The following is a 25,416-nucleotide window of genomic DNA, read 5'->3' on the forward strand; positions in this document are numbered from 1 at the left end:
GTGTGTCGGTGTGGGGACCCCTCGGCCCGTCGACCCGGTCGTCGAGGCCGGCGTCACCCCGGCGTGGACGCTGCCGACGCCCCCGCTGACACTCCCACTGACGCTCCCACCCACTGTCGTCCCGTGGCGTCGCCGTCTACGCCAGGTCTTCCGAAACGCTCGCCTCGAGTGCTCCAGTCCGCGTCGGCAACTCCTACACAGAAGCACAGCGCTTTTCGACCGCCCGAGAGTCGGCATCGGTATGGCCGACACTGCGGTAGACCACGAAGAGACGACCGACGAGACGAACGCGGTCGACCCCCTCCGGGTCGGCGTCGTCGGCGGTGGCTTCATCGGGACGACCGTCGGCGGCGAGTTCGTCGAACACGACGACGCCACCGTCGTCGCCGTCGTCGACATCGACGAGGAGGTGCTCGAGGAGGCGGGCGACGAACTCGGCGTCGAGACGGCGTCGCAGTACACCGACTACGAGACGATGCTCGACGCCGAGACGCTCGACGCCGTCCTCATCGGGACGCCGCACACCCTCCACTACGACCAGATCCTCACGGCGTTCGAGCACGACCTCCACGTCCTCTGTGACAAGCCGCTCACGACGGACCTCGACGACGCGCGTGATCTCGTCGACCGCGACCGCGAGCGCGACGAGGTGTTGATGGTCGGCTACCAGCGACACTTCTACCCGGCGTTCGTCGAGGCGCGAGAGCTGTGGGCCGAGGACGACCGCGACCCGCGCTGGATCACCGCCGAAGTCTGTCAGGACTGGGTCGACCGGTTCGACGGCGCCTGGCGGCAGAACCCCGATCTCTCCGGCGGCGGCTATCTCTACGACACCGGGAGCCACCTGCTCGACGGCGTGCTGTGGAGCACGCAGTTGACTCCCGAGGCGGTCTCGGCGAGTATGCACTTCGTCGACGACGAGCAACGCGTCGACGGCCGCGCGAACGTCACCATCCGCTTCACCAACGGGGCGACCGCGTCGTTCTCGCTCTCCGGCGAGACGCCCTGCATGCGTGAACACGTCCGCATGTGGGACGAGAAAGGAGCCGTCACGCTCGACAGCAAGGACTGGGAACCGAGCGAGTACGCCGAGATCGACGAGGAGAGCGGCGAGTACCGGCCGCGACTCACGCGCAAGGGCCGGGAGACGAAGGTCGACGCGTTCCTCGAAGCGATCCGGACGGGCGCGGAACCGGCCGCGACCGCCCTCGACGGCCTCCGCGTGACCGCCGTCACCGAGGCGGCCTACGAGTCCGCCCGCGACGACGGGTCGTTCGTCGCCGTCGACCCCGACGACGTGAGACTGAAGTAGCGGTTCTTTCACATGAATGCAAGGAGGAAGCCCACCCGTTTACGGGTGGGAGGAATCCGACCATACGCTCCCCAACCACGACGATAGCAGACCGACTCCCCCACTCCCAATCCGAATTATTATAAATAACTAGTCTAATATGTGAATTATCGATGGAGGTGATTCGCACCGTTAAAGTCAAACTCGACGTGCCTAACGAGCGGTGCGACGACCTTCATCAGACCAAAAACCAAGTTTCTCCACTGTGCGAACACAACCGCAGAGTGGGCGTGGAGACATCCGAACGACTACTGCGTGACCTCGAAACAGAGAGCCGAGAACGCCCTCTACGAGCAACTCCGCAACGAGACGAAGTTGACCGCGAACCTCGTCCAGAAAGGGATTCGACGTGCAATCGAGGCCACGAAAAGCGGTGTCGCTCGTCTCAAGAAGGGCGACAACACGAGTCAACCGCACTTCGATGCATGGAGCGTCGTCTACGACAAACGCTCTGCGACATTCCACCGTGACCATGTTTCGCTCTCGACAGTAAACGGTCGCGTCGAGTGTGACTACATAATTCCCACCGAGCCAGAGGGAACACCGATTGGTGAGTACCTGTTGAACGAGGACTACGAGTTCCGTATGTCTACGTTGCAGTACGACCGCTCCACAGAGTCGTTCTACCTCCACACACGGATGCGCCGAACTGAAAGCGATGAACAGTCCACCACTGATTCTTCCGACGCCAAGCACAGAACAGTCCTTGGTGTTGACCTGAACGTGGACGGCTCGCTCGCTGTAACTTCGACGGGCGTGTTCATCGGGAATGCCGACGAGATGAACCATCGACGCCGAGAGTTTGAGAAGACTCGCGGGTCGATGCAACAGACGGGCACGCGGTCGGCACACTTGTCGATTCAGTCGATGGATGATCGCGAACACCGCTGGATGCAGGACGAACTACACCGCGCTTCAAACCAGATGCTCGAAGAAGCCCGCGACCACGGATGCACACATATGGCGTTCGAGAATCTGACCGATATTCGTAAGCGGATGGCTGGTGCAAAGCGATTCCATGCGTGGGCATTCCGACGCCTCTACCAGTACGTCGAATACAAAGCCGAGATGTTCGGCATCGAGGTTGAGCAAGTGAGTCCTGCGTACACGTCTCGTCGGTGTTCGTCGTGTGGGTTTACCCACGAGTCGAATCGGCGGTCGAAGCACCAGTTCGTGTGTCAAAAGTGCGAGTACGAACTGAACGCGGATTACAACGCGAGCAAGAACATCGCTCGTAAGCTGTTGAAGAAACTCCACTCGGGGCAGACGTCTTCGAGTGGAGGCGCACCTTGTCAGTGTGCGCTGACGTCAGGGACGCTGACCCCGAATGGCGATTACACCGCCTCCTCCATTACAGAGGTAGAAGGGGAGTCCACTGATAAGCCCACGAGTTCACTCGTGGGTTACTGACATCTGCACACGCGGTGGTCGACGTCGCTTGCTCGCACCGCCGTCCTCTCACCCTCTCGCGCCCGAAGACCGCCACCAGAGTCGGCTGATCGCCGACACTCCGACGAGGATCAATCCGAGGCCGAACAGGAGACCGAGCACCCAGGCGGCAGTACCGGGCCACGGGACGACGAGCAGGGCGACGAGACCGACGAGGCCGACGCCGAGGAGTACCGAACGCGTGTCTACTGTCCCGCGGACGGCACCGACGAGCCGACCGACCGCGTCGAGTAGCAGCGGAATCGCCAGCAGATACGAGAGCCGAGTCGGTTCCAGTGGGAAGACGACGAGTACGATTCCGACTGTCACGTACCCCGTCGCACGAAGTGCTTCGGAAGCGAGGAGGTGGACGTCGACCGACGAGCGCGACTTCAGCGCCTCCAGACGGACGACTCCGAGGACGACGAGGAGCAACCCGAGCCAAACGCTTACGAGCGCTCCGACGAGAAGCGGCATCGCAACGGCGACGACGCCGACGGCGATAGCGACGACACCGACTGTCGCCTCGACTTCATCGTTCGACTGGTCGTCCGGGGCCGACGACGTCGACGGTCGGTCGTCGGTGAGCGTACTCATCGCTTCGTCGACCTCGCATCCAGCCGGGCGGCCAGTTGATCAGAGAGACCCGTAAGGTGGACCGTTCCGAATATCGCCACCAGCAGTCCGCCAACGGTGTCGTACATCAGGTCGAGCACTGTGTCGTCCAGCCCGTACTGAGTGAGCACTCCTGCGGTACCAAACAGTCGGGCCGCTTCGCCGATTGCGAACTCCAGAAGCTCCCAGACGACCCCGAACGCCATGGTGAACAGGAGGAGACACGCGAATCTGAACGCCGGCGAGAGCGTGATCTCGTCGGAGTGGACCTCGACCGCCCGAAGCGTCGCGTAAGCGATACCGGCGACCAGCGACGCCGAGAACGTGTGGGTGAGATGGTCCCACCACCAGACCGCCTGGTACGGGCTGAGAAACTCCAGTCCAGGGAGTGGCAGTGTTCCCAACGCGTGGAAGAACATCGCAGCCGTGATCCACAGTACGAGGCCGGCGTCCATCACGATTCGGTGGTTCCGTTCGAGATACGTCGGAACGAACGTCGCAATCAGTCCGACACCGGCGTTGACTACGACGCCCACGTTCCCGAACCAGAGACCGAGCCCGAAGATGAGGACGATGACCGCTTGCAGTCCGTGAACGAAGCGGAGCTTTCGCCGTTTCGACACGTGAAGACGTCGGTCGAGTCTCATACGGCCTCCCGCTCGTCGGGCGACTGTCTCACGTGGTCGGTCGCGAGATATCTGGTGAAGTACCATTGGAAGGAGAGTCCCGCGAGGACACCCGCAGTCGCTGCCGCAGCGAAGGCGTACATGAGTGCCTGGTTCGTCTCGAAGAACGCCGTTCCCAGATAGCGGCTCGACAGCGCGGAACCGACGGCCCAGAACCCGACGAGCCCCAACGTCGCCATCACGACCATCCCCACCGCGAAGTTTGGTGTCATCCGGATCGGCGTCACCAACTGGAGTGCGGTGACGACGAGCATCGCGAGCGTCGCGACCGAGAGACCGACGACGACCTCGAAGAGGAACGTCGGGTCGGTCACCCGAACGAGCAGCGGAATCGAGGCGACGAACACCATCGGCCACGGCATCGTCCGCGTCCACGACCCGCTCACGACCGCGGGGACGGTGGCCACGACGACGACGGTGAGCGCGAGTGCGACGTCGACGACGTTGGCTCGGAAGAACGCCGCAACGGCGGTCGCAGCGACGACGGCGACGAGCGCCCACGCGACGGTCGCGTTGAGACGAGAGTCGGTCACGAACCACGCGTTCGTCTCGGTCGTGGTCATCGACTCCTCCGAGCAGTGTCGATCCGAACGGTGGGCCGTTCAGACACCGCCGACTCCGGTGACTTGGCTACCGTCTTCCGTCTCGGAGAGGCTACGGCCGCCGAGTGCGAGCGCGACCATCGACGTCCCCGTAAACAGGAGGTTGATCCCGAACAGGACCCCGACCGCCCAGATCGCGGTACTCGGGAACCCGGCCCACAGCATCGCCCCGAGAGCGACACCGAGGACCCCACTCGCGACGCTCCAGAGCCAGTTCTTCTCCCCGCGGAGGCGAAGCCCCATCACGATCTCGACGACGCCGGAGGCGACGAGATATCCGATGACGGCGAGCGTCAACGTGAGCAGCCCGAACACCGGATTCAGGAGAACGATCGCACCGGCGGCGACGCCGATCACACCGAGTAACAGCTGCCAGACGAATCCCGTCCACCCCCTCCCTTTGAACGCACCGACGAAGTGGAACAACCCGCCGACAACGAGCAGTACTCCGACGAGCATCGTGATCGAGATCCCGGTGAGGAACGGTGCGAGGGCCGCGATCAATCCAGCGGCGGCGAGTAGCAGTCCAGCGTACAGTAGCGGCCGCCAGTTGTCCCGAAGGGTGTTGGTGAACCCGATCTCAGTGGCCGAGTCCGGATAGTTTGTAGTCGAAGCCATCACAGCTACAGTATCGTCACATTCGGGATTAAGCCATTTCTAGCAAATCGTCGGATGTCTTCGACTAACAATTGTACGAACCTACAGATTATCTGCGGTTAGGTGGGTGATATGGCGGGGAAGGTCGTGTGGAACGACGAGAGATATCGACTCAACTGGACTGTTGGGCCTCGATGACCCCGACTCGGACGACGACGTCGCGACCGGTCGCAGCGGTGAGGTGGTCGTCTATCTGCGTCGCGAGATCGGGGGGTGTCGCCGCGCTGTTCGAGCGACTGACCAGTACATCCACGGTTGCGGGCTCTCCCAGTAGCATCGAGACGCCGTCGTAGTCGGTCGACGCGGAGACGAACGTGATCTCTCCATCGACCTCGCCGACCAGGAGCTCGGTCTCGGAGGACACCTGCTGCTCGAATACGCCAGTCTGGAACGAAACGAGTGTGACGGCAATCAGGACGATCGAGAGGGCAGCGATTCCCACCGCGATGGTACCGACCCGGGAGATGACCGACTCGCGGGCCTTGCCGGTCTGTGAGGTGTCGAACGGTCGGTAGCCGGACAGCCAGAACATCACCAACGCCGAGAGGTTGATCGCGAGGAGGTTCACCAAGACGAGAACCGCTGCCGGGATGGCGACGAGCGGCAGCCCCCACGCGATGCCGAGCCCCGACGTCGCTGCCGGCGGGACGAGAGCGACGGCGATCGCGACGCCGACCAGCGTCGACCCAGTGTTCCGAATCAGACTGATCGCCCCGGCGACTCCGGAGCCTAACGCCAGAAACAGCGACAGGAAGTTCGGCGAGATCCGTTCGGCCACCTGACTGATCTCCCGGATGTCGAGTCCAGGTGGGAGAAGGACGGACTCCTTCAACAACCATCCGACGGCGGCACCGACAGCGATCGCTGCGAGTAACCCCGTCACCTGAAGGACGACACCACGCCTGGCGAGTGGCCGTTCGTCGAGGACCGTCCCGACACTGGCCGAGATGGCCGGTCCCATCAGCGGCGCGATGACCATCGCACCGATGATCGTGGCGGCGGAGTCGAGGAGTAACCCGGCCGCTGCGATGACGGTACTGAGGACGATGAACGCGAAGAAGGTCGAGTTGCGCGGCGCGAGGTCTTCGGCGCGTGCGAGCAGTTCCTCTCGAGAGATTCGTGCGTCCGAGTAGCGCTCCTTGAGCTCGTCGATGCGACTCGAGACGACGGTCTCGGTTGCCATGACGATCGTGTACGCATCGTCTCTGATCCCGGATTCGTACAGTTTCCCTAAGATCGGTTCGACGCCACCCGGCGGCACGGGGAACGAGACTAACGCCTCGAAATCGCCACGTCCCGTCTCCTCCCAGACTGCGTAGTCGATCCCCTCGCCGTCGAGTGCGGCGAGTACTGGCTCTCGGCTCCCGTTCGGTATGAGCACCTGTACGAGTCGCATGTCGTTCTAGTTCGCTGTCGGAATAGATAACGAGGATTCGACTTTCTCCGGACAGTCAGGGGAGTCAGTAGCTGACACGGCAAAGCGGCACAGAAGCGTTAGTCCGCCTTCGACTCCGGGTCGGCGGTGGACCCCGACGAGGCGGGGCGGTCGACGACGGTTCGTCTCGGGATCTCCTCTCGAGGCTTCCGACGGGCAGTGAAGAGACGTTCTAAGAGCGTGAGTTCGGGAGTGGCTTCCTTCGAGACTTCGTCGTACTCGATGATCGTGTGGCCGTCCTCTGCGAAGACCCGAAAGTAGCTCAGTCGATACGACGGGCGGTACACCGGCGGAAGAAGCGTGAACGGCGGTTCGACACGGGACAGTTGCTTCAGCCACGTCCCGGTGTTCACTACGTAGCGTCCGTCTAACTCCGTCAGCGAGACGCGGTGCGTGTGACCGTAGACGAACACAGTCACGGATGGAACGGTGGCGAAGACTTCGGTCGCCGCGTTCAGGTACGGAACGACTGCCTCTCTCCGTCCGACCTCCTGCAACAACCCGAACCGTTCGGCTACCCGACGGCCGTCTCGGGCGAAGAGATACAGCGGGATGGAGATGATCGCGAGAAGGACGATGATGACCACGTTGACGGTGATGACCGTTCCGACCACGTCCCCGATGATTCCGAATCGGAACAGGATGTCGTCTAACACCGGAAGCTGGAAGATTCCTAACTGCCTTGCCACCAACACGAGCGTGTAGAGGATACTGAAGTTGAATAAGAGAAGGAACGGGACGATGGCGTATCTGAGGAGTGGACTCATCTCGCGGTAGAAGTACTTCGAAAAGATCCAGCGCGGGATCTCTTCCATCGGAGCGACAGACTGGATGTCTTTGAGCCAACTGTATCGACCCCGTCCGGAGAGTCGGCCTGCCGTGCTCGTGACGTGGCGGTTCACGAAGTACCCCAGCGGGTTCGCGTGCGGATCTCCGAAGCTGGGCATCCGATTGTTCGAATCGTGCTGCATCCCGTGCTCGATCCAGATCGTGTCGTCACCGACCGCTCGTTCGAGGTGGAGCTCTTGGTGTAGGTCGACGTTGTAGTCGGCGAGAAAGTCGACGAACTCGGGGTAGCAGGCGAGTTCGTAGTCGTGGTTGCCCGGGATGAACGTGATGTGGATCCGCGCGCCGGTCGTGTGGAACTGCTCGAAGAGGGCCGGAAACTGCTCGGTCAGATAGGCGAGTTTCTCCGGACCGTCGACCTCGGTCAGTTCCCACAGTCCGAAGATGTCTCCCGGGACAATCAGTTCCGTATCGCCATCCTCCCGTTCCAGTCGAGCTAGAAACTCGATCAGTTCGTCCTCGAAGTCACACTGGCAGAGATGGTCATCACCTCCGATATGGAGGTCGCTGATGAAGTAGTACTGAGTGGCCATCGTCGACGAGAGATATCGTCACACAGTAACATCTCTCTGTCGTCACTCGGTGGACGCCGACGGAAGCACGTGAACTCGACTCACGCTACATCTCGCTCTTCGCTGTGCTCGAGGTCGTCGATCGGTTCGCCCCAGTGCGGGCATCGATCCCCAGCAGAGAGACGGCCCACAAGACAGTAGTCGCTCCCGCCACTTCCCGTCGGTGTGATCAGGGTCTGTGACGACCACGGCTACTTCGCCGCCGAGACGTGCCCGCAGTGCGACGCTACGGGCGCGGACGTCCTCGACGACGACCGGCGCGTCCGCCTCTCGAAGTTCGCCAGCGGTGCGCTCCGTCACTTCCCCGACGACGCCGGTCTCTCGCCCGACGACCACGGCTGGGTCGAGTACGACGCGCTCGTCGACGCCGTCACGAGGAAGTATCCGTGGGCCGAGCGCGAGCACGTCGACGCCGTCGTCGCCACCGACCCGAAGGAGCGGTTCGAACGGCGGTCGGGTCGCATCCGAGCGGCCTACGGTCACTCGATCGACGTGACGCTCGACCCGACCGAGTCGGCGGTCCCCTCGCAGCTGTACCACGGGACGGCGCGCCGAAACCTCGAGTCGATCCGGGAGTCGGGACTCCGGCCGATGGGCCGACAGCAGGTCCATCTCTCGACAACGCGGGAAGAAGCGCGTACCGTGGGGAGACGGCACGACGACGATCCGATCGTCCTCGCCGTCGACGCGGCCGCGATGGTCGCCGAGGGATTCGACGTCGACGAGCGAGGGACCGACACCTACACCGTCGACCGCGTTCCGCCGGAGTTCCTCTCGGTCGAGTCCCGCTCCGGGTGAGTCGAGCGACGCGGTTGCCCGCTCGGCGGTCGTCACCCCGGCTGTTCGATCAGGATTCGGTCGGCTGTTCGCTGCTGTGTTCGACGTAGTCGTCGATGGCTCCCTGGAGTTCCGGGCCCGGCGACTCCTCGTCCAACTCGACCAGCGTCTCGACGACCGCCTCGACGTCGACGTTCTCCGTCGCGGCGCGGAACGTCTCGGCGGCGATCCGACTGCCGATCTCGCTCCCGAGCGCCCGTTTGGCGACGCCGATCGTCCCGTCGCCGTCGACGACGTACTGGGCGATCGCACGTCCGAGCGGTCGCCCGACCGCCTCCGCGAGCCGGTCGACGTCGACGGCGTCGACCGCCGGTTCGTCGGCCAAGAGCGCCTCGAAGTCGACCGCGCGGAACACCTCTCTAGCGACCTCCGAGGCGAAGAGCACTTCCAGTCCCTGTTCGATACGTTCGAGCCGTCTGTTGTCAGAACTGTCTGTCATAGTTGCGGAGAGTCCGAAAGGAGTCCTACTCGTGACTGCGACCCGCCACGGAGATAGGGCTGTGGCTTTCGCTTGCAAGGAGTCTCGGCGCCGAGATGGGGAACCGCAGGCGACGGGACGACCGCCCGTCAGACGGCGCGACACTCGACGATAGCGTCCTCGTCTCGAACGCTCACTCCTCGTCGTCGGGTTCGTCGCGGACTGTCAACACCGGCACCGGGGCGGTGCGAACGAGTTTCTCGGTGACGCTCCCCAGCATGTATCGGTCGAACCCGGTCCGCCCGTGTGTGCCGACGACGATGACGTCGATGTCGTGTTCCTCGACGTACGAGAGGATCGCCCGGTGGATCGACGTGTCGATCTCGACGGACTTCGTGACCGAGTCGACGCCCGCGTCGGTCGCCACCGTCGCCGCCTCGTCGACGGCGTCGTGGGCGCTCTCCTCGAAGGCGTCGATCTGGATGTCCGCCCGGACGTCGACGCCGAGGCTGGTGACGGCGACGACGGACAGCAGGTGGAGTGTCGCGTCGTCGAGGGCTGCGAGGTCGGCTCCCAACGTCAGCGCGGCGGTCGCACAGTCGCTGCCGTCGGTCGGAACCAACAGGTCGTGATACGGGTACGTCGGGTCGGCGTCCGGTCCGATGGTGAGGACGGGAACGTCCGAGTGTCTGACCACGCGCTCCGTGGTGCTGCCGAGCAACAGGCGACTGAGTCCGCTGCGACCCTGCGTCGGCATGACGACGAGGTCGACCTTCTGTGCCGTCGCGTAGTCGACGATGGTCTGATACGGTTCGCCCTGTTCGACGGTCGTGACCGTCTCGACGCCGCGGTCGGTCGCTCGTTCGGCGGCCTCGTCGACGACCCCTGTCCCCGACTCCTCGAGCGCGTCGACGACGTCGCCGCGGACGTTCGTCACGCTGTCGCGAGTCGTGTCCGCCACGTTGAGGACGTGAAGCGTCGCGTCGTGTCTCGCCGCGACGTCGATGGCGTGGTCGAGCGCACGCGCCGTTCCGTCGCTGCCGTCGGTGGGAAAGAGGAGGTCGGTGAACACGTCTCACTAGTCGCTCCGTCGATACAAAAAAGGGGGCCTCGGCTGGCTCCGGCGTCGACACGCCGCTGCCTCTCGGGTGTCGCCGACCGCTCGAGCTCCCGTCGGCGCGCGACACTCTCTCGTCGGAACGACGGCCGACGACGCTGACCTAATCAGTTTGGCGACGCGTTCAGGTTCCGGCGACGCGTCGAAGTGAACACTGATCATGGCCGACCCACCTGCGGCCCACCGTCAGATCGAATACCATCTCCGTCAAGCGTTTCTGCGGGCGGAGTCCGAGACCACGAAGTTCCACGTCCGAAAGGTCGCGTCGTTGTTGGAGGAGACCGAGGGGTTCGAGACGCACCTCGAGTGACGCACTCGGCACGTTTCGTCACCGCTCGGTCCCGCTCGACCCCGCTCAGTGCCGACGAACGTCCGAGTCTCACTCTCTGAGCGAGAACCGTCCCGCTCGCCACTCCCACGCGACGACGAACAGTTCCCAGAGCAGGAACCAACTGATCGCGAGAGCGAACACCAACATCGTCGTCGCCAGCACGCCGAAGTTCATCGCGACGCCGACCAGAAGCGAGTAGGTGGCGAACGCGAACAGTCCGACGACGACCAACGCGACGCTCCCGCAGATGTAGTGTTCTCGCGCCGGAACCGTCCGTCGTCTCGGCTCGGGGTCGGTGAGCGACCCGCCTTCCGGGTGGAACATAGTTGAATGTTAACGTGTGACAACATAGTCGTTGTGTGCGGCTGCTCGACTCTGTCGACGGCGACCAGTCTCGAGCGTCGTCGAACGAAGACGCTCGTCAGCGGTCGCTCGGTAGACGGAATACTGATATATCACCGTGAAAGAAACCGGGTATGGTCCCATCGTACGTCAAGCGTGAACTCTCGGTCTACGGCGGCGTCGTCGCCGCCGTCGTCGTCGCGACCGCGGTCGGCGCGAGTTCGCTTGCGGCGTTCCCGGTCCGGTACGTGCTGTTACCGCTCCTCATCGGGACGCTCTTCGTCGGCGGTATCCTCGCCGGTGCGAGCGACTCCGGGCCGGGGATCACCGCCGAAGGGAACGTCAGCGGCGAGGGCGGCGGCGATCTCTCGGAGCTCGGTCGCGGCGACTTCACGCCCGGGCGCAGCGAGGAGGGCGTCGTCCCGTCGATCCGCTCGCGTTCGGTCGTCTTCCTCCTGTTCGGCGTCGCGCTCTGGAGCTTCGTCGGGTTGGTCGTGACGGTAGTGCTCGCCTGAGCGCGGTCGTCTCGGTTCCTCCCTCGTTGCCCCACGAAGGACTCCCCCGGTGGCTTCGTCGCGACGATTCTCACCCGAACTGTTCCTCGATGTCTCCGACGGCTTCCTCGATCGACTGGCGCTCGAAGTAGAGCGCCTCGATCCCGAAGACGACGATGGCGATCACGACGACCAGAGTGAACACGTGAGGGAGCTGCGAGTACAGATACCAGAGGAGCATCGCAAAGAAGGAGAACGACCCGACGAGGCCGACGAGCGGCGGGATGAGAGACGCATCCGCCTCGTCGCGGTTCACGAGGGCGAGTCCACTGACCGCGCCGAAGACGACGATGAACATGAGCGACGCAAACTCTACGACCGACTCCAGACTACCGAGCGCAGAGAAGGCGGCGGTCAACGCGCCGATCACGAGTACGGTCCGGTTCGGCGACCCCGACTCGTCGGGGTCGCCCATCTTTTGGGGGAGGATATCGTCTGCGATCAGGTTCTTCGCGAAGATGGCCTCGTTGAACAACGTCGAGTTGATCGCACTCGCCGTCGAGATCAGTGCGGCGATCGCGATCGCGATCGCCATCCACTCGCCGATCTGGAGCGACCCGAAGATCAACGCCGCCTCCGGTTGCGCCGCCACGACCTCCTCGGGGAGGAGACTCGTGATGACGAAGCCGACGAGGATGTAGACGAACGCCGCGATCGGGATCGAGACGTACACCCCTTTCGCGATCGTCTCTTTGGGATCGTCGAACTGGTCCTGACTGTAGAAGAGTAGCTGCCATCCCTCGAACGAGACGAAGCCGACCGAGGCCGCGATGATCGGGTTGAGTCCGAACTCCGAGAGCCCCAATTGGAGAGTTTGCTGTTCGAACCCGTACCAGAGACCGACTAACCCGAACACGGCGATGATACCGACCTGGACGAACACGAGATACCGCTCGATCGCGGCCGTCTCACCTGCCCCAAGCAGGTTGACTCCCACGAACACGGCGACGATGCCGATCGAGAGGAACGGCCGGATTGGAATCCCCCAGAGGTACTCGGCTCCGACGAGCATCCGACCGAACACCCCGAACGCGTAGGCGTACATGGCCATCGTTCCGATGTAACCGACGACGAGCGTCCAACCGATGACAGCCGCGACCGTCGATCGACCGCTCAGTTCCTCGATGAACGTGACTGACCCGCCCTTCGTCTCCGTTATCTCGTTGACCTTCGCGTACGAGTACGCACAGGCGAGGACGACGACCGTCGCCAGCGAGTAGGCGAACCAGGTCAAGGTGCCGGCGGCGGCGACGACAATTCCGATCGCTGCGTAGATGCCCCCGCCGACGATACCGCCGACACCGAGTGCGACCGCCGTCAGGAGACCGAACTTCTCACTCATCGTCGATCGTGACCCCGCCGCTCTCGGTTGTGACCTGTGGGTTGAACTCGGCTCTCGGGTGCACTCGGAAGTTCCGAACCGTCTCGTCGACGCCGAAACTATTCCGGAACGAACACACCGGGAGGTACACCCGTTCTTCGAGTAACGTGGTCAGCGCGGACCGATACAGGCGCTGTCGCTTCGACTCGTCCGTCGTCTGTCTTGCAGTCAGAATCTGATCCATGACGTTCTCCTCGTCGTAGAAGATCCCGTTGGTCGTCCCCTGGTTGTTCTCGTGGAAAACCGGATAGACGAACGAATCTGGATCGGGAGTACCGGTCACACCTCCGACGAAGACGGAGTAGTCCTTCGCCGATCCCGTCAGGCGCTTCTCGAGGTACTTCTTCCAACTGACCGCCTCGACGAGCGCCCCGTGGCCGGCGTTGCGGAGTCCCCCCGCGAGCGCTTCGGCGATCTCCTTCCACTGAGGGTCTTTCGACGTGAGTATCCGGAGTTGACCGCTCGCGGCGTCGGCCTCTCGAAACAGTCGCTTCGCGCGCTCCGTGTTCTTCCGGTTGGGGATCGAACGCCACTCTTCGAGCGGCATCTCCCACCGTTTCGCCATCTCTGTCGGGAGGATACTGTACTGTCGCTCTCCGGCCTGTCCGACGAAGTCCGAGACGACCCCGTCGACGTCGAGACAGTAGCTGATCGCCTCGCGGACGGTCCGCTCGGTCGTCGGCCCGTCGTTCAGGTTGAACCCGATGTAGTAGGAGGTGTACCCTTCACGTGTGGCCAGCGAGACGCCGTCCGTCTGCTTCGTTCGGTCCCACAACAGCGGCGACACGGGCGTGACGAGGTCGTTCCGGTTCGTCTTCAGACTCGTCAGCCGCACGATCGGCGATTCGACGTAGGCGCTCGTGAACGACGCGACTGCTGGCGACTGCGATCCCCAGTAGTCGTCCCACCGGACGGTCTGTGCCTTCTTCTCCTCGCTGAACTTCCGTATCTCGAAAGGACCAGAGCCGACGGGTTCGCGCGCGAACTTCTCTTTGTTCGCCTCGCGGGCGTCTTTCGGCACGATCGGAAGCGTCAGGCTGTGTCTGAACGCTGGGTAGGCGTGTTCGAGTGTGAACCGTACGCTCCGGTCGTCAACGGCTTCGACGGACTCGATCATGTCGACCTGCCACTGCTGTGGCGTCTCCTCTCTTACCGGCGCTTCGAACGAGTACTTCACGTCCTCTGCGGTGACAGCGTTCCCGTTCTGGAACGTCGGCTCTCTACGGAGTTCGACGCGGACCGTCGACTCGTCTTCGACCGTCGGCATCCCGGCTGCGAGCTGCGGGCGGAAGTTGCCCTCGGCGTCGTAGACGTAGAGGCTCTCGAAGATCCGTCTGATGACTTGTTTCGACCCGACGTACTGGGCCTCGACGGGGTCCAACGTGATCGGCGGATAGAGCGTCCCGAGCCGAAGGTGATCACCCGGTGGCGTCTCGGCCTCCGCCGAACAGCCGGCGACTGACACGGCTGCCGCAGTACCGAGACCCCCCAGAAATCGCCGCCTCGACAGGTCGGTACTGGACTCGCTCATCTGTCGGCTCGAACCCTCGTTCGTACTCTCGACTCGATGTCTCGATACGAAGTCACGGTCCGTCTCTTCGGCTGACAGAGGCATCACCGTTATGGCTACCCATCCAGATCTCGATCGAGGCGTTTCGGCGAACTACCGAACGCCGACTCGACTCGACGCTCGGGTCTCTGCCGTCAGGTTCGTACCGGAGAGAGCGAGACAGCTCGTGTGTCGAGGAGATCACATACTCTGTGCTACGCTCTTCCCCCGACACTTATCCCACCAACAGGTCAACGACCTAACCGAAATGGCAGTCATCGAAGCCCTCCGCACCGTGCCGTCCGCGCTGGCACGGAACCCGATACTCGTCGTCCTCTTCGGGTTGTTCGGTCTCGTACAGGCACCGCAGCTACTCGTTCAACAGCTCGATCCGATCCTCTCGCTGGCGGTCTCCGCCGTGTTTCTCTTCCTCTACACGTTCGGGATCCCGTTCGTCCAGGCGGGGATGATCGGGATGGCCGACGAGGCGCTCGACGGTCGCACGACGGTCGGGACGTTCCTCGACGCCGGGAAGACGTACTACGTCTCGTTGCTCGGGGCGTACCTCCTCGTGTTGGGCGTGAACGCCGTCTTCGGTTTCGTCGTCGTCGCCGCCGTCCTCGCTGGCGTCCTCTCGGTCGGTGCGGCCGGGAGCGGAAGCGGCCTCCTCGTCGCCGGTGGCGTCGTGCTCTTCGTGGGGCTCACGTACCTCGTGTTCGCCTTCTTCATCCAGTTCTACGGGCAGGAGGTCGTGTTGAACAACGCGGGTGCGATCGCGAGTCTCAGACAGAGCGCCGGCCTCGTCCGTCGGAACCTCCTCAGTTCGGTCGGCTACTTCGTCGTCGCCGTCGTCGCTGGCGGTGCGCTCGGACTCCTGTTCGGTGTCGCCTCGACGGTGCTCCTTCCGACACCGACGATGGGTGCGACGCCGTCGCTCTCGGCCGTGAACGCCGTCGCCTACGTCGTCCTCTCGGTGCTCGGCACCGCGCTGTTCGGGAGCGTCCTGGGGGTCTTCTCGGTCGCATTCTACCGCGAAATTAGCGGGCAACCGACGCGAGCGGACCCGACGCCCGGCGTGTAGTCGCCGCCGACGCGCCGGTCTTCTCGACGAGTGCTTCTTCGTCTCCGAGCGACGGGTCTCACCGGTTGCCGGTGACGACGAGCAGGAGGCCGAACACGACACCGAGGACGATCAGGAGTCCGCCGCCGACCGCGTACAGCTCTCCCGAACTGTACTCGAAACGGTGACCGTACCGGGCGATACCCGCAGAGATGAGTAAGGTAAGTCCCGAACCGGTCAACACCGTCGCGATGTCGAAGCCGGCAGGGTTTCCAAAGTCGGGCACAGTAGAAGTTGGCCGCCGGTGCGGATAGTCGTGGTGGCTGTCGGAGTGTCGCCGCTCGTCGCTCACTCGGACGGTTGCCACCAGGCCTCGTGTGACCCGCTCGACCGCTTCTCCTTGTAGTGGACACGGAACTCGTCGACGGAGACGTCCGCTGGGGTGAGAAACATCACGTCGCCCTCGCGGGACCCGCCGGCGTCGACCTTCCCGCCGATGTACTTCGCGGAGACGCTCTTGTTCCGTCCGGGGTGGAAGACGCGTTCGCGGACGACTCCTTTGAGGTTCAACGTCAGCGGCAGTCGGATGGGTCCGTCGGTCGTGTTCTCCGCACGAGTCGGGACGACGACCCACTGTTTCCCCTCTCCCGCCTCGGCAGTCTGCTCTTCACCGTCTTCGCTGTACGTGTAGCGGTTCGTCGCACGCGGAGCCTCGACCGTGAGTCGAACCTGCGGGAGGTCGAACGTCTCGCCGAACGCGAGTTGCCGTCCGCCGGACTGCTTCGCCGAGGTGGTCTTCGTCGGCTGGCCGCCAGGTTTGTTGTCGCCGCTGTCGGTCGAGGTCGCGCTACAACCGGCCAGTCCGGTCGTCGCGAGCGCTGCCGTCGTGAGGAACGTTCGTCTGTTCATGATCACCGAAGATACGCTCTGAGTGCGAGGCTACCCTGTGCGACGATGCCGAGCGCGAGCGTCCCGAGGTTCCACAGCTTCGACTTGACGAACGCCACGTCGAGAATCACCCGGTCGGTGACGAGTGGGTACAGCGGTTTGAGCGGTGGCGCGATGTCGGGCGTCGTCACCAGATCCGCGACCACGTGGGCCGTCATCCCCGTGAACAGCGCTATCGTCGCGAACGCGTAGATGGCGGCCGTCGACGTGTGCGTGTCGTCGCGGACGAGGAGATAGCCCCCCGTGACGACCGCACCGAGCAGCAACGCTGCCGGGACGATGAACACGAAGCTATGCGTCAGTCCGTGGTGTTCGACGAAGAAGTACTGCATCAACACCAGGTCGCCGTCCGGGAACATTCCCATCGACGCTGTCAGCGCGGTGAACGCCAGGCTCGCCTTCGCCTCGGAGAAGACGAACCACGCAGGGACGGCGAACAGGAGTGCCATGCCGATGTGGCCAGGGGACTGCACACCGTCCAGTACGCGCCGGACCTTTCAAATACAATGTGGCCGGTCGTCGTCGACTGCGACGCCGAGACCGAGACGACGGGCCTCGAATCGGTCAGTTGGCCCGCGTCGACTCGCGTCCGGTCGATGCGAGCAGTTCGTCGCCGAAGAACGTCCGTTCGAGCGAGAGCGCACCGGGGCCGCTCGCGACGAGCGACAACCCAAGCAGACACAGCGTGAGCGTCAGTTCGACGCCACCGTCCGACGCGGGGTAGCCGCTGGGGAGGTGGACGAGGACGGTCGCGACGAGCATGTTCACCGCGAGCAACGCCCCGGTCACCCGGACGAACAACCCGACGAGCAACAGCACGCCACCGACGAGTTCGAGGAGTCCGACGCCCCACGCGACGACGGTCGAAAGCGGGATGCCGAGACTCGCCAGAAACCCCGCGAACCCGGAAACTCCCATCGCCTTCGGGCCGACGCCGAAGACCTTCCCGACGCCGGAGACGACCATCGGGATCGCCAGCGCGAGGCGGACGAGAACCGGTGCCAACCGTGCGCCCGGCGCGGTCGACAAGGGACGTGACACGGGAATCACCTCACCCGACCCGTCGATTCGGTTACCGTGACTGGTGGACGGCGAAGACGACTGTCCGTTCTCTCCGCATTTCTTTCCATACAAATGTGGGTAAGGTCAAGAGATACATATAGATGGAGGAAGTGCGCAAGTATCGTCACGCTCGATATCCCGTCGCGGTTCGGGCGAGACCGTAGACGTCGTCGAGACGCGGGCGACGCCAGGGCGGCGAGCCCCAGTGGCGTCGCTACCGAAGTTTCCAGAGGAGCGAGCGGAGTTTGTATCTCACCGAGTCGTTCCGGTAGCCGCGCCACCCGCTCATGCCGCCGCGGAGCGTCACCGCGTCGTACCCCTCCTCAGAGAGGAGGGCAGTCGCTCGGTTGGCGACGATACCCATCTTGCAGACGACGACCACGTCTCTGTCGCTCGGAATCTCCGCGAGTCGGTCGCGGAGTGCGGACTCGTCGCCCCGTCGCAACGCGTCGTACACGGGGACGTTGCGACTGCCCTCGATGGACCCCGCTCGGAACGCCGACTCCGGGCGGATGTCGAGGACGACGGGTCGATCTCCCGTCTCGGCGGCGAGACGGTCGGCTAGCTCGTCCGGACGGATACTGCTCATCGAATTAATATTGTACCGAAAGAACAAAACTGCGGCGTTTCGACGGTAGCGGTTGCGACGGGTCGCCCCTACCGTGCCGACTGTCGGTCTTTGGCGAGCGACAGCGACGTGAAGAAGCCGTAGTAAGCGACGACGCCGGACGCGAGACACAGCTGGTAGGCCCAGTTCGGTCCCTGGACGACCTGGAACAGGACGGTGACGACCGTCACCCACGTAAGCGCGAACACGAGGTCGACGACCATCCCGCCGCGATGTTCGCTGACGTGGTTGCGGACGGTCGCGACGACCCCGCCGTCGCTCGAGTCGGCGTCGGTCATCTCAGTCCCTCCGCTCGTCGACGACGAGCACCGGGATGTGCGTCGACCGGAGCACGCGTTCGGTGACGCTCCCGAGGAGCGCCCGCCGGACGCCCGACCGGCCGTGACTACCCATCACGATGACGTCGATGTCGTTGTCCTCGGCGTAGTCGGCGATGACGTCGTGCGGTGTTCCGACGCGTACGTCTTCGTGAACGTCGATGCCGTGCTCGGCGGCCGCTGTGGCGACGGCTCCGGTGGCTCTCTCGGCTTTCTCCTGCAGTTCGGTCATTTCACCGAAGTTGCCCTGGGTGATCCGGTCGACCTGTTCGGTTCCGAGTCCGAAGCTCACGGCGTCGATGTCGACGACGTACAGCGCGTGCAGTTGCGCGCCGTACTTCGAAGCGAGGTCGACAGCGTGGTCGACGGCGACGTTCGCCGTGTTGCTTCCGTCGGTCGGGATGAGGATGTGTTCGTACATTGTTAGTCGTCCGCGGGCGTTCCGCCACTATCGCTGTTGGCGACGATGTCTTCGGCAGTCTGTTGCTGGCCCATCGGTTCGGGGCTGTGACACTGTCGAACCATCCGTTTGGTCTCCAGCGGCGGTTCCGGCGTCACCAACGAGACGGCGATGGTGACGAGGAAGACCAGCGGCGTTCCGACCAGCGCAGCGCCGATCGGCGGCACGTACTGTGCGTAGATCGGGATGAGCGCTTGTCCGGAGCCACCGGCGATGTCGGCGAGGAAGCCGACGTAGGCCGGGAGCACGCTGTTGACGATCGACGTGATCCACAGCAGGAGGCCGACGGTCATCCCGGCCAGCGCGCCCTGGCGGTTGGTGTTCTCCCACCACAGTCCGAGGAAGAACATCGGGAACAGCACGGTGCCCGCGAGCGAGAACGCGTAGGCGACGAGCTCGCCGATGAGCGCCGGCGGGTTGAACGCGGTCACGGTGACCAGCGCGCCGATGGCGACGATGGTCGCACGACCGATGAGCACCTGCTGTCGCTGCGTCGCGTCGGGGTTGATGAGCTCCGAGTAGATGTCGTGTGCGACGGCCGACGAGGCCGTGATGAACAGCCCGGCGGTCGTCGCGATCGCCGCTGCCATCCCGCCGGCTGCGACGAGCCCGACGAACCAGCGCGGGAGGTCGGCGAACTGTGCGGCGAGGACGACGATGACGTCACCCTCTGCGCCGGACATCGCCTGCTCGCCGCTGAAGACGGCCTCCGGCGAGAGGTTGTTCACCTGCGCGAAGAGGTCGACCCCGAACGCCGCCATCGCGGGTGCGCCCCAGTAGAGAAGCAGGATGAAGAACAGCCCCCAGACGGTCGACCAGCGGGCCGTCCGTTCGCTCTTGACCGTGTAGAACCGCACGAGCACGTGCGGCAGCCCACAGGTGCCGACGATGAGCGAGAACGCCGTCGCGATCCAGACGTAGTAGGTGTTGTTCACGAACGGCGCCGAGAACTCTCGGCTCAGGTCGTTGATGAGCATCCCGTACTCGATCTGCGGGAGGATCGTCGAGTAGCCCTGCGTAAAGCCGACGACGTACACGCCCGCGAGGAACGCGACGATGAGGATGACGTACTGCACGGCCATGTTCTTCGTCGCCCCCAGCATCCCAGAGAGCGTGAGGTAGCCGACGGTGAGCGTCATCATCACGACGATCATTGGGATGATGTCGAGTCCGAAGACGTACTGCCCGACCAGTCCCATCCCGCGGGCCTGGCCGACTGAGTAGACGTACGCGATGAGCAGAGTCGTGAACGCCGCCAGTGCGCGGGCGGTCGGCGAGTTGAACCGGTCGGCGACGAAGTCCGGCGCCGTGTACTTCCCGAACCGGCGCATCTGCGCGGCCAGGAAGATCAGCAGCACGAAGTAGCCGGTGGTCCAGCCGACGATGAACGCGAGCCCGTAGAAGCCCGAGAGGGCGACCAGTCCCGCCAACCCGAGGTAGGATGCGGCCGACATCCAGTTGGCACCGATAGCCATCCCGTTCTCGATGTTACCGATGCCGCGGCCGGCGACCCACATCCCCTCGGCGTCGGCCACCTTGAAGATGTAGCCGATGACGAGGAACGACGCCATCATCAAGAAGACGATGATCGCCGGCACGAGCTTGAACGAGATGTCGAGCGCTTCGGCCTGGAGCGGAACCGTCATCCGTCGACGCCTCCGTCGGTGGCCGTCGCCTCGCTCGGCTCACCGCTCTCGGGCTCGTCCGTGTCGACGACGCTGTGGTCGATTCCATACTTCTTGTCGAGTTTGTCCCGCTGGCGGGCGTAGACGGCCGCCAGGATGAGCGCCCCGGTCGGTGCGCCGAAGGCGACGAGGAAGTAGTGCAGCGGGAAGCCGATGACCGGCATCGTCGTCGTCATCACGTCGGGGGCCAGGAACGTCGCCGTCACCGGGCCGAAGACGATGAGCGCCCAGATGACGAAACTGATCCAGACCATCTTGAGGTGGTCCCGCATGAACGCCGTGCTCGGTTTGAGGAGGTTCACCTCCTCGTCGAGATAGTTCGTGTTTCGATGTGCCTGTGCGGCCTGCGTGAGCGTGCCACCGTCGGTCTCGACCGACGGCTGCTCCTCGGAATCGTGCCTGTGTCTGTCTGTCATAGTTTCGGTTGTCGTGTGTTGTCGTCTGTGTGTCCTATCGAAAAACGGTTGTGTGTCTTTCAGTCGTCGCCGACTTTCGAGGCGATGTCCTCGACGACGTCGGGGTTCCGTAGCGTCGACGTGTTGCCGAGGTCGTCGCCGTTGGCGATGTCTTCGAGCAGGCGGCGCATGATCTTCCCCGAGCGCGTCTTGGGGAGCTCGGGAGTGAAGACGACCTGTTCGGGACGAGCGATCGGGCCGATGGCGTCTTCGACGCCCTCGACGATGCGCTCGCGCATCTCGTCGTCGCCCTCGTAGCCGTCTTCGGTGATGACGTAGGCGTAGACCGCCTCGCCCTTCAGGTCGTGTTTACCGCCGACGACGGCGGCCTCGGCGACGCCGCCGACGCCGACGATCGCCGACTCGATCTCCATCGTCCCCAGTCGGTGACCGGAGACGTTGATCACGTCGTCGACGCGGCCCAGCACCGTGATGTAGCCGTCCTCGTCGATCTTCGCACCGTCCTCGGGGAAGTACACCCAGTCGTCGGGGTCGTCGCTGTCGAGATCCGAGTACTCTGCCCAGTACTCCTGGATGTACCGCTCGTTGTTGTTGTACAGCGTCCGGAGCATCCCCGGCCACGGCTTGTTCACCGTGAGATAGCCCGCACGGCCTGCCTCAACGGGTTCACCCCGCGTGTCGACGATCTCGACGTCGAGTCCGGGGAGCGCCGGACCGGCCGACCCGGGTTTCATGTCTTTGACGCCCGGGAGCGTCGTGATCATCATCCCACCGGTCTCGGTCTGCCACCACGTGTCGACGATGGGGCACTCCTCGTTGCCGATGTGCTTGTAGTACCACTTCCACGCCCGCGGGTTGATCGGTTCGCCGACCGTCCCGAGCAACCGCAGCGAGGAGAGATCGTGATCGTCGGGGTACTCCGGACCCCACTTCATGAACGCGCGGATCGCCGTCGGCGCGGTGTACAGCTGGTCCGCCTCGTACTCCTCAATGATCTCCCAGAGGCGGTCCTTCTCCGGGTGGTCGGGCGTCCCCTCGTACATCATCGTCGTCGTCCCGAGCGCCAGCGGCCCGTAGACGATGTACGAGTGACCCGTGATCCACCCGATGTCGGCCGAGCAGAAGTAGGTGTCCTCGGGTTTGATGTCGAGGACGGACTGCGACGTCCACGTCACCCACGAGAGGTAGCCGCCAGTGGTGTGTTTGACCCCTTTCGGCTTCCCGGTCGTCCCCGACGTGTACATCAGGAACAGCATGTCCTCGGCGTCTCGCTGGACCGGTTCGACCTCCGCGCCCTCCTGTTCGGCGACGAGTTCGGCGTAGTCGTAGTGGTTCTCCGCGAGCGGGTGGTCGTACGCGTCGCCGAGGCGGTCGACGACGACCGTCTCGACGTCGTGGTCGACGCCGTCGAGCCCCTCGTCGGCCTTCTCTTTGTGCTCGAGCGGGTCGCCGCGGCGGTAGTAGCCGTCGCAGGTGACGAGATACTCCGACTCGGCGGCGTTCATCCGCGTCGCGAGCGCGTCCGCGGAGAACCCCGCGAACACTACCGAGTGGGGAGCACCGATGCGCGCACACGCCAGCATGGCGATGGGTAACTCCGGTACCATCGGCATGTACATCGTGACGACGTCGTCCTCGCCGACACCCATCTCGCGCAGCGCCGCCGCGAACTCGTTTACTTCGCGGTGGAGCTCCTCGTAGGTGTAGCTCCGGTCGTCTTCGTCTACCGGTTCACCGACCCACTGGATGGCGACCTCGTCGCCGCGCTCCTCGAGGTGGCGGTCGAGGCAGTTGTACGAGGCGTTGAGCGACCCGCCCGTGAACCACTCGTAGAACGGCGGGTTCGAGTCGTCGAGGACGGTGTCGTACTCCTCGTCCCAGTCGAGAAGGTCGGCTGCCTGCTCCCAGCACGCCGGCCACTCCGCTTCGAACTCGTCGTAGATCTCCGAGTCGGAGACGTTCGCCTGCTCGACGAACGACGACGACGGTTCGAACCGTTCCTGTTCGGCGAGTCGTGCTTCGAGTTCGACGTCTGGGTCACCCTCTGACATGTGGTACTCTGACAAGCAGTAGAGAACCTTATAAACATCCCGCCTAACTAGCTAACAATCGTGAAAAACCCCGAATTGATGCATTTCACGGGCTGATACGACGCTTTCTCCGTTCGAGCCGCCCGTCTGCGACACGACGTTCGGATCGGAAGGGGGCTAAACAGTTAGTATCGACTCGATGGCCGACCCGTCGTGTCGACAGTATCATAGGAAGAGAGTGAGTGGCTCGTCTCACCGCTCGGAGGCGTCGGCGAACACCGCCGCCAGCACCTTCTGTTGGGCCTTGCGCAGGTGGTTGTGGAGTGTCGGCGACGAGATGTCCATCGAGGCGGCCAACTCCTCTGCGGTGCTTCCGCGTGGCCACTCGAAATACCCCGACAGGAACGCCGCTCGGAGCACCGCCCACTGTTTCTCCGTCAGCTCCTCGTCGACGACGTGCTCAACGCGTGCGGTCGTCTGGACCGGCTCCTCGATCTCGCGTTTCGAGAGCAGTTGGGCGTCCGAGAACGTCGCGGTGAACTGTTCGACGATGCTCCTGACGTCTCCGTGTCCGGAGAAGACGCCCGTCACGTGGGCGGTGCCGTCCTCGACTGTGAGCGTGCGGACCGACCCGCCGGTCTCGACCATCGTCGGGACGAGCGCCGTCCCCGAGACGACGAACTCGAGGAGTGCCTCCGACCCGTAGTCGCGGATGAGACGGGCGTCAGTCACCTGCTCGGTGTGGTCCACGAACTCGAGGACGTCGCCCACGCTCGCTCCGCTGACGGTGAGGAAGTGGAGCAGTGACCCGCCCGACATCGGGACCGCACCTTCGAGTTCGAACCGGCAGTCGAGTCGACTCGAGGCGTCGACGAGCACCGACTCGCGGGCGGTCGTCTGGAGGGTGAGTTCGACGCCCGTGTCGGCCAGGAGGAGCTGTTTGCGCTCGACGGCGACGAGCGTCCGTCCGACCCGTCGTCCGATATCGGCGAGCACGCGGCGGCTCGGGGCACTGAACGTCTGATCGGCCACGCAGAGATAGCCGTGGAGCGCGTCGCTGGATCGGACGGCGACGACACAGAGTCGTTCGTCCGACGAGCGGTGACCGTCGACGATCTCGTCGACGATCGTCTCGTCGCCGTCGGCGAGCACGTCGAGGATGTCCGTCCCCTCCAGTGTGTTCCGAACCGTCGTCGAGGAGACCGTCCGCCCGCCGGCGCTCTCGCGCAGGTCGCCGTTCTCGTCGCAGAACCAGACGCCGTCGAAGCAGGTCGCCAGCGCCGCACACGTCGCGGTGACGACTTCTGAGCGCGTGGCAGCGTCGTCGAGTCGCTCGCCGAGTTCCTCGATACAGGCTACGAGTTCATCCGTCCGGCGCGTGAACGCTCGGTCGGGAGTGGGACGCGAGAACGAGGACGCGCCGTCGAGGTCGGTACGCGAGGCCGAGGCCGCTCCGTCCCTGTTCGCGAGGCGGTGATGCTGGCTTCCGCCGCCTCGAAGCGGACGGTCCTCGACGGCCGCACACGCCTCGAGGATGTCGTCTTCGGTCGGGTGATCCAGAAACGCCGCCAGTCGGTCGAGGCTGCTCCATCCGCCGACCGCCTGCACGATCCGCGGATCAACTCCTTGGTCGACGAGGAGTCGGTACGCGAAGGACTGTCTGAGCCCGCGCGACGACACCGACTGGAGCCGGTCGGTCGCCGTCCGGTCGCTCACCGCCGAGACGAGCATCTGGATCCGCCGCGCGCTCACGCCGAAGACGGGGTCGTCGGGGTCGCTGTCGTGGCTGTTGGCGAACTTCCGGAGGTCGTGTGCGACGTCCCGCGGGACGTACGCCGTCCGCGTCTCCCCCTCGTCATCTTCGCGGACGGTCAACAGGTAGTGTGGTCGTCCGTCGCGGCGATACTGCTGGAGGTCGGCGAGTCGTAGTCGGGCGATCTCCGCCGGTCGAAGTCCGACGCGCCCGGCAAGCGCCACCACGAGCTCCTCCCGGTAGGTCTCGGTCGCGTGTCGGAACTGGTCGAACTCCGCCGGTGTAAGGACCGCCCGTCTCGCGGAGGCTGTCATCTCTCGTTTCGCTTTCTTCGAA

At 64.2% G+C, this 25,416-nt stretch carries 27 protein-coding genes and 1 pseudogene; 6 read left to right on the plus strand and 22 right to left on the minus strand.

Translation table 11 applies throughout. The features are described 5' to 3' along the window. Positions 1-241 precede the first annotated feature (241 nt). Both EOHIBHHM_RS08830 and EOHIBHHM_RS08835 read left to right on the plus strand, forming a co-directional pair. The gene (locus EOHIBHHM_RS08830; RefSeq protein WP_497256596.1) at positions 242-1,312 is read left to right on the plus strand and encodes a Gfo/Idh/MocA family protein; all 1,071 of its coding nucleotides are present in this window, start codon (positions 242-244) and stop codon (positions 1,310-1,312) included. A gap of 152 nt (positions 1,313-1,464) precedes the next feature. After that, positions 1,465-2,761 (plus strand): annotated as a pseudogene (locus EOHIBHHM_RS08835) (RNA-guided endonuclease InsQ/TnpB family protein). 48 nt (positions 2,762-2,809) lie between these two features. On the opposite strand, the gene EOHIBHHM_RS08840 reads toward EOHIBHHM_RS08835, so the two are convergent. From EOHIBHHM_RS08840 to EOHIBHHM_RS08865, 6 genes are all read right to left on the minus strand, one after another. Continuing rightward, positions 2,810-3,376 (minus strand): DUF308 domain-containing protein, encoded by a 567-nt coding sequence (locus EOHIBHHM_RS08840; RefSeq protein ID WP_497256598.1) that lies wholly within the window; start codon positions 3,374-3,376, stop codon positions 2,810-2,812. Continuing rightward, entirely contained in the window at positions 3,373-4,041 is a 669-nt protein-coding gene (locus tag EOHIBHHM_RS08845) for a DUF2238 domain-containing protein (RefSeq protein ID WP_497256600.1), read from the minus strand. The genes EOHIBHHM_RS08840 and EOHIBHHM_RS08845 overlap by 4 nt, the downstream gene beginning before the upstream one ends. Further along, the gene (locus EOHIBHHM_RS08850; RefSeq protein ID WP_497256602.1) at positions 4,038-4,643 is read right to left on the minus strand and encodes a hypothetical protein; all 606 of its coding nucleotides are present in this window, start codon (positions 4,641-4,643) and stop codon (positions 4,038-4,040) included. The genes EOHIBHHM_RS08845 and EOHIBHHM_RS08850 overlap by 4 nt, the downstream gene beginning before the upstream one ends. A 39-nt stretch (positions 4,644-4,682) precedes the next feature. Continuing rightward, positions 4,683-5,300: an HdeD family acid-resistance protein gene (locus EOHIBHHM_RS08855; protein ID WP_497256604.1), complete on the minus strand. Its 618-nt coding sequence runs from the start codon at positions 5,298-5,300 to the stop codon at positions 4,683-4,685. 151 nt (positions 5,301-5,451) lie between these two features. Beyond that, the gene (locus EOHIBHHM_RS08860; RefSeq protein WP_497256606.1) at positions 5,452-6,735 is read right to left on the minus strand and encodes a TIGR00341 family protein; all 1,284 of its coding nucleotides are present in this window, start codon (positions 6,733-6,735) and stop codon (positions 5,452-5,454) included. A gap of 98 nt (positions 6,736-6,833) precedes the next feature. Next, a complete protein-coding gene (locus EOHIBHHM_RS08865; protein WP_497256607.1) occupies positions 6,834-8,153 on the minus strand; it encodes a metallophosphoesterase in 1,320 nt (439 codons plus the stop codon). A 204-nt stretch (positions 8,154-8,357) separates the two neighbouring features. On the opposite strand from EOHIBHHM_RS08865, the gene EOHIBHHM_RS08870 reads away from it, so the two are divergent. Next, on the plus strand, positions 8,358-8,990 hold the full coding sequence (locus EOHIBHHM_RS08870) for an RNA 2'-phosphotransferase (RefSeq protein WP_497256609.1): 633 nt from the start codon (positions 8,358-8,360) through the stop codon (positions 8,988-8,990). Between the two features lie 49 nt (positions 8,991-9,039). On the opposite strand, the gene EOHIBHHM_RS08875 is transcribed toward EOHIBHHM_RS08870, so the two are convergent. Both EOHIBHHM_RS08875 and EOHIBHHM_RS08880 read right to left on the minus strand, forming a co-directional pair. Next, on the minus strand, positions 9,040-9,468 hold the full coding sequence (locus EOHIBHHM_RS08875; RefSeq protein ID WP_497256610.1) for a hypothetical protein: 429 nt from the start codon (positions 9,466-9,468) through the stop codon (positions 9,040-9,042). Between the two features lie 172 nt (positions 9,469-9,640). Further along, on the minus strand, positions 9,641-10,519 hold the full coding sequence (locus EOHIBHHM_RS08880; protein ID WP_497256611.1) for a universal stress protein: 879 nt from the start codon (positions 10,517-10,519) through the stop codon (positions 9,641-9,643). Positions 10,520-10,724: 205 nt separating this feature from the next. On the opposite strand from EOHIBHHM_RS08880, the gene EOHIBHHM_RS08885 reads away from it, so the two are divergent. Then, complete coding sequence (locus EOHIBHHM_RS08885) at positions 10,725-10,874, plus strand: hypothetical protein (RefSeq protein ID WP_497256612.1); 150 nt, start codon at positions 10,725-10,727, stop codon at positions 10,872-10,874. Positions 10,875-10,943: 69 nt separating this feature from the next. Here EOHIBHHM_RS08885 and EOHIBHHM_RS08890 read toward each other — a convergent pair whose 3' ends face one another. Then, a complete protein-coding gene (locus tag EOHIBHHM_RS08890; protein WP_497256614.1) occupies positions 10,944-11,219 on the minus strand; it encodes a hypothetical protein in 276 nt (91 codons plus the stop codon). A 152-nt stretch (positions 11,220-11,371) separates the two neighbouring features. Between EOHIBHHM_RS08890 and EOHIBHHM_RS08895 the strand changes: the two genes are divergently transcribed. Then, complete coding sequence (locus EOHIBHHM_RS08895; RefSeq protein ID WP_497256616.1) at positions 11,372-11,752, plus strand: hypothetical protein; 381 nt, start codon at positions 11,372-11,374, stop codon at positions 11,750-11,752. A gap of 70 nt (positions 11,753-11,822) precedes the next feature. On the opposite strand, the gene EOHIBHHM_RS08900 is transcribed toward EOHIBHHM_RS08895, so the two are convergent. Both EOHIBHHM_RS08900 and EOHIBHHM_RS08905 read right to left on the minus strand, forming a co-directional pair. Next, the gene (locus tag EOHIBHHM_RS08900; RefSeq protein WP_497256618.1) at positions 11,823-13,133 is read right to left on the minus strand and encodes an APC family permease; all 1,311 of its coding nucleotides are present in this window, start codon (positions 13,131-13,133) and stop codon (positions 11,823-11,825) included. Then, on the minus strand, positions 13,126-14,703 hold the full coding sequence (locus EOHIBHHM_RS08905) for an ABC transporter substrate-binding protein (RefSeq protein WP_497256620.1): 1,578 nt from the start codon (positions 14,701-14,703) through the stop codon (positions 13,126-13,128). The genes EOHIBHHM_RS08900 and EOHIBHHM_RS08905 overlap by 8 nt, the downstream gene beginning before the upstream one ends. A gap of 286 nt (positions 14,704-14,989) precedes the next feature. Here EOHIBHHM_RS08905 and EOHIBHHM_RS08910 point away from each other — a divergent pair, with 286 nt between their 5' ends. Beyond that, the gene (locus EOHIBHHM_RS08910) at positions 14,990-15,802 is read left to right on the plus strand and encodes a DUF7847 domain-containing protein (RefSeq protein ID WP_497256622.1); all 813 of its coding nucleotides are present in this window, start codon (positions 14,990-14,992) and stop codon (positions 15,800-15,802) included. A 58-nt stretch (positions 15,803-15,860) separates the two neighbouring features. Here EOHIBHHM_RS08910 and EOHIBHHM_RS08915 read toward each other — a convergent pair whose 3' ends face one another. From EOHIBHHM_RS08915 to EOHIBHHM_RS08965, 11 genes are all read right to left on the minus strand, one after another. After that, on the minus strand, positions 15,861-16,067 hold the full coding sequence (locus tag EOHIBHHM_RS08915; RefSeq protein ID WP_497256624.1) for a hypothetical protein: 207 nt from the start codon (positions 16,065-16,067) through the stop codon (positions 15,861-15,863). 62 nt (positions 16,068-16,129) lie between these two features. Next, positions 16,130-16,690, minus strand: coding sequence for a hypothetical protein (locus EOHIBHHM_RS08920; protein ID WP_497256626.1), 561 nt, complete (start codon positions 16,688-16,690; stop codon positions 16,130-16,132). A 2-nt stretch (positions 16,691-16,692) separates the two neighbouring features. Then, entirely contained in the window at positions 16,693-17,202 is a 510-nt protein-coding gene (locus tag EOHIBHHM_RS08925; RefSeq protein WP_497256627.1) for a metal-dependent hydrolase, read from the minus strand. A 91-nt stretch (positions 17,203-17,293) separates the two neighbouring features. Then, positions 17,294-17,770: a DoxX family protein gene (locus tag EOHIBHHM_RS08930; protein ID WP_497256629.1), complete on the minus strand. Its 477-nt coding sequence runs from the start codon at positions 17,768-17,770 to the stop codon at positions 17,294-17,296. 235 nt (positions 17,771-18,005) lie between these two features. Then, on the minus strand, positions 18,006-18,380 hold the full coding sequence (locus EOHIBHHM_RS08935; protein WP_497256631.1) for a rhodanese-like domain-containing protein: 375 nt from the start codon (positions 18,378-18,380) through the stop codon (positions 18,006-18,008). Positions 18,381-18,448: 68 nt separating this feature from the next. Further along, positions 18,449-18,697: a DUF8119 family protein gene (locus EOHIBHHM_RS08940; RefSeq protein ID WP_497256633.1), complete on the minus strand. Its 249-nt coding sequence runs from the start codon at positions 18,695-18,697 to the stop codon at positions 18,449-18,451. 1 nt (position 18,698) lies between these two features. Next, positions 18,699-19,157, minus strand: a complete 459-nt coding sequence (locus EOHIBHHM_RS08945) for a universal stress protein (RefSeq protein WP_497256635.1) — start codon at positions 19,155-19,157, stop codon at positions 18,699-18,701. Between the two features lie 2 nt (positions 19,158-19,159). Further along, the gene (locus EOHIBHHM_RS08950) at positions 19,160-20,842 is read right to left on the minus strand and encodes a sodium:solute symporter family transporter (RefSeq protein WP_497256637.1); all 1,683 of its coding nucleotides are present in this window, start codon (positions 20,840-20,842) and stop codon (positions 19,160-19,162) included. Then, positions 20,839-21,297 (minus strand): DUF4212 domain-containing protein, encoded by a 459-nt coding sequence (locus tag EOHIBHHM_RS08955; RefSeq protein WP_497256639.1) that lies wholly within the window; start codon positions 21,295-21,297, stop codon positions 20,839-20,841. The genes EOHIBHHM_RS08950 and EOHIBHHM_RS08955 overlap by 4 nt, the downstream gene beginning before the upstream one ends. Positions 21,298-21,356: 59 nt before the next feature. Next, positions 21,357-23,348, minus strand: a complete 1,992-nt coding sequence (gene acs, locus EOHIBHHM_RS08960; RefSeq protein ID WP_497256641.1) for an acetate--CoA ligase — start codon at positions 23,346-23,348, stop codon at positions 21,357-21,359. A gap of 231 nt (positions 23,349-23,579) precedes the next feature. After that, a complete protein-coding gene (locus EOHIBHHM_RS08965) occupies positions 23,580-25,394 on the minus strand; it encodes a bacterio-opsin activator domain-containing protein (RefSeq protein ID WP_497256643.1) in 1,815 nt (604 codons plus the stop codon). Positions 25,395-25,416 lie beyond the last annotated feature (22 nt).

The sequence above is a fragment of the Halogranum roseipondis genome (genome assembly GCF_059695585.1).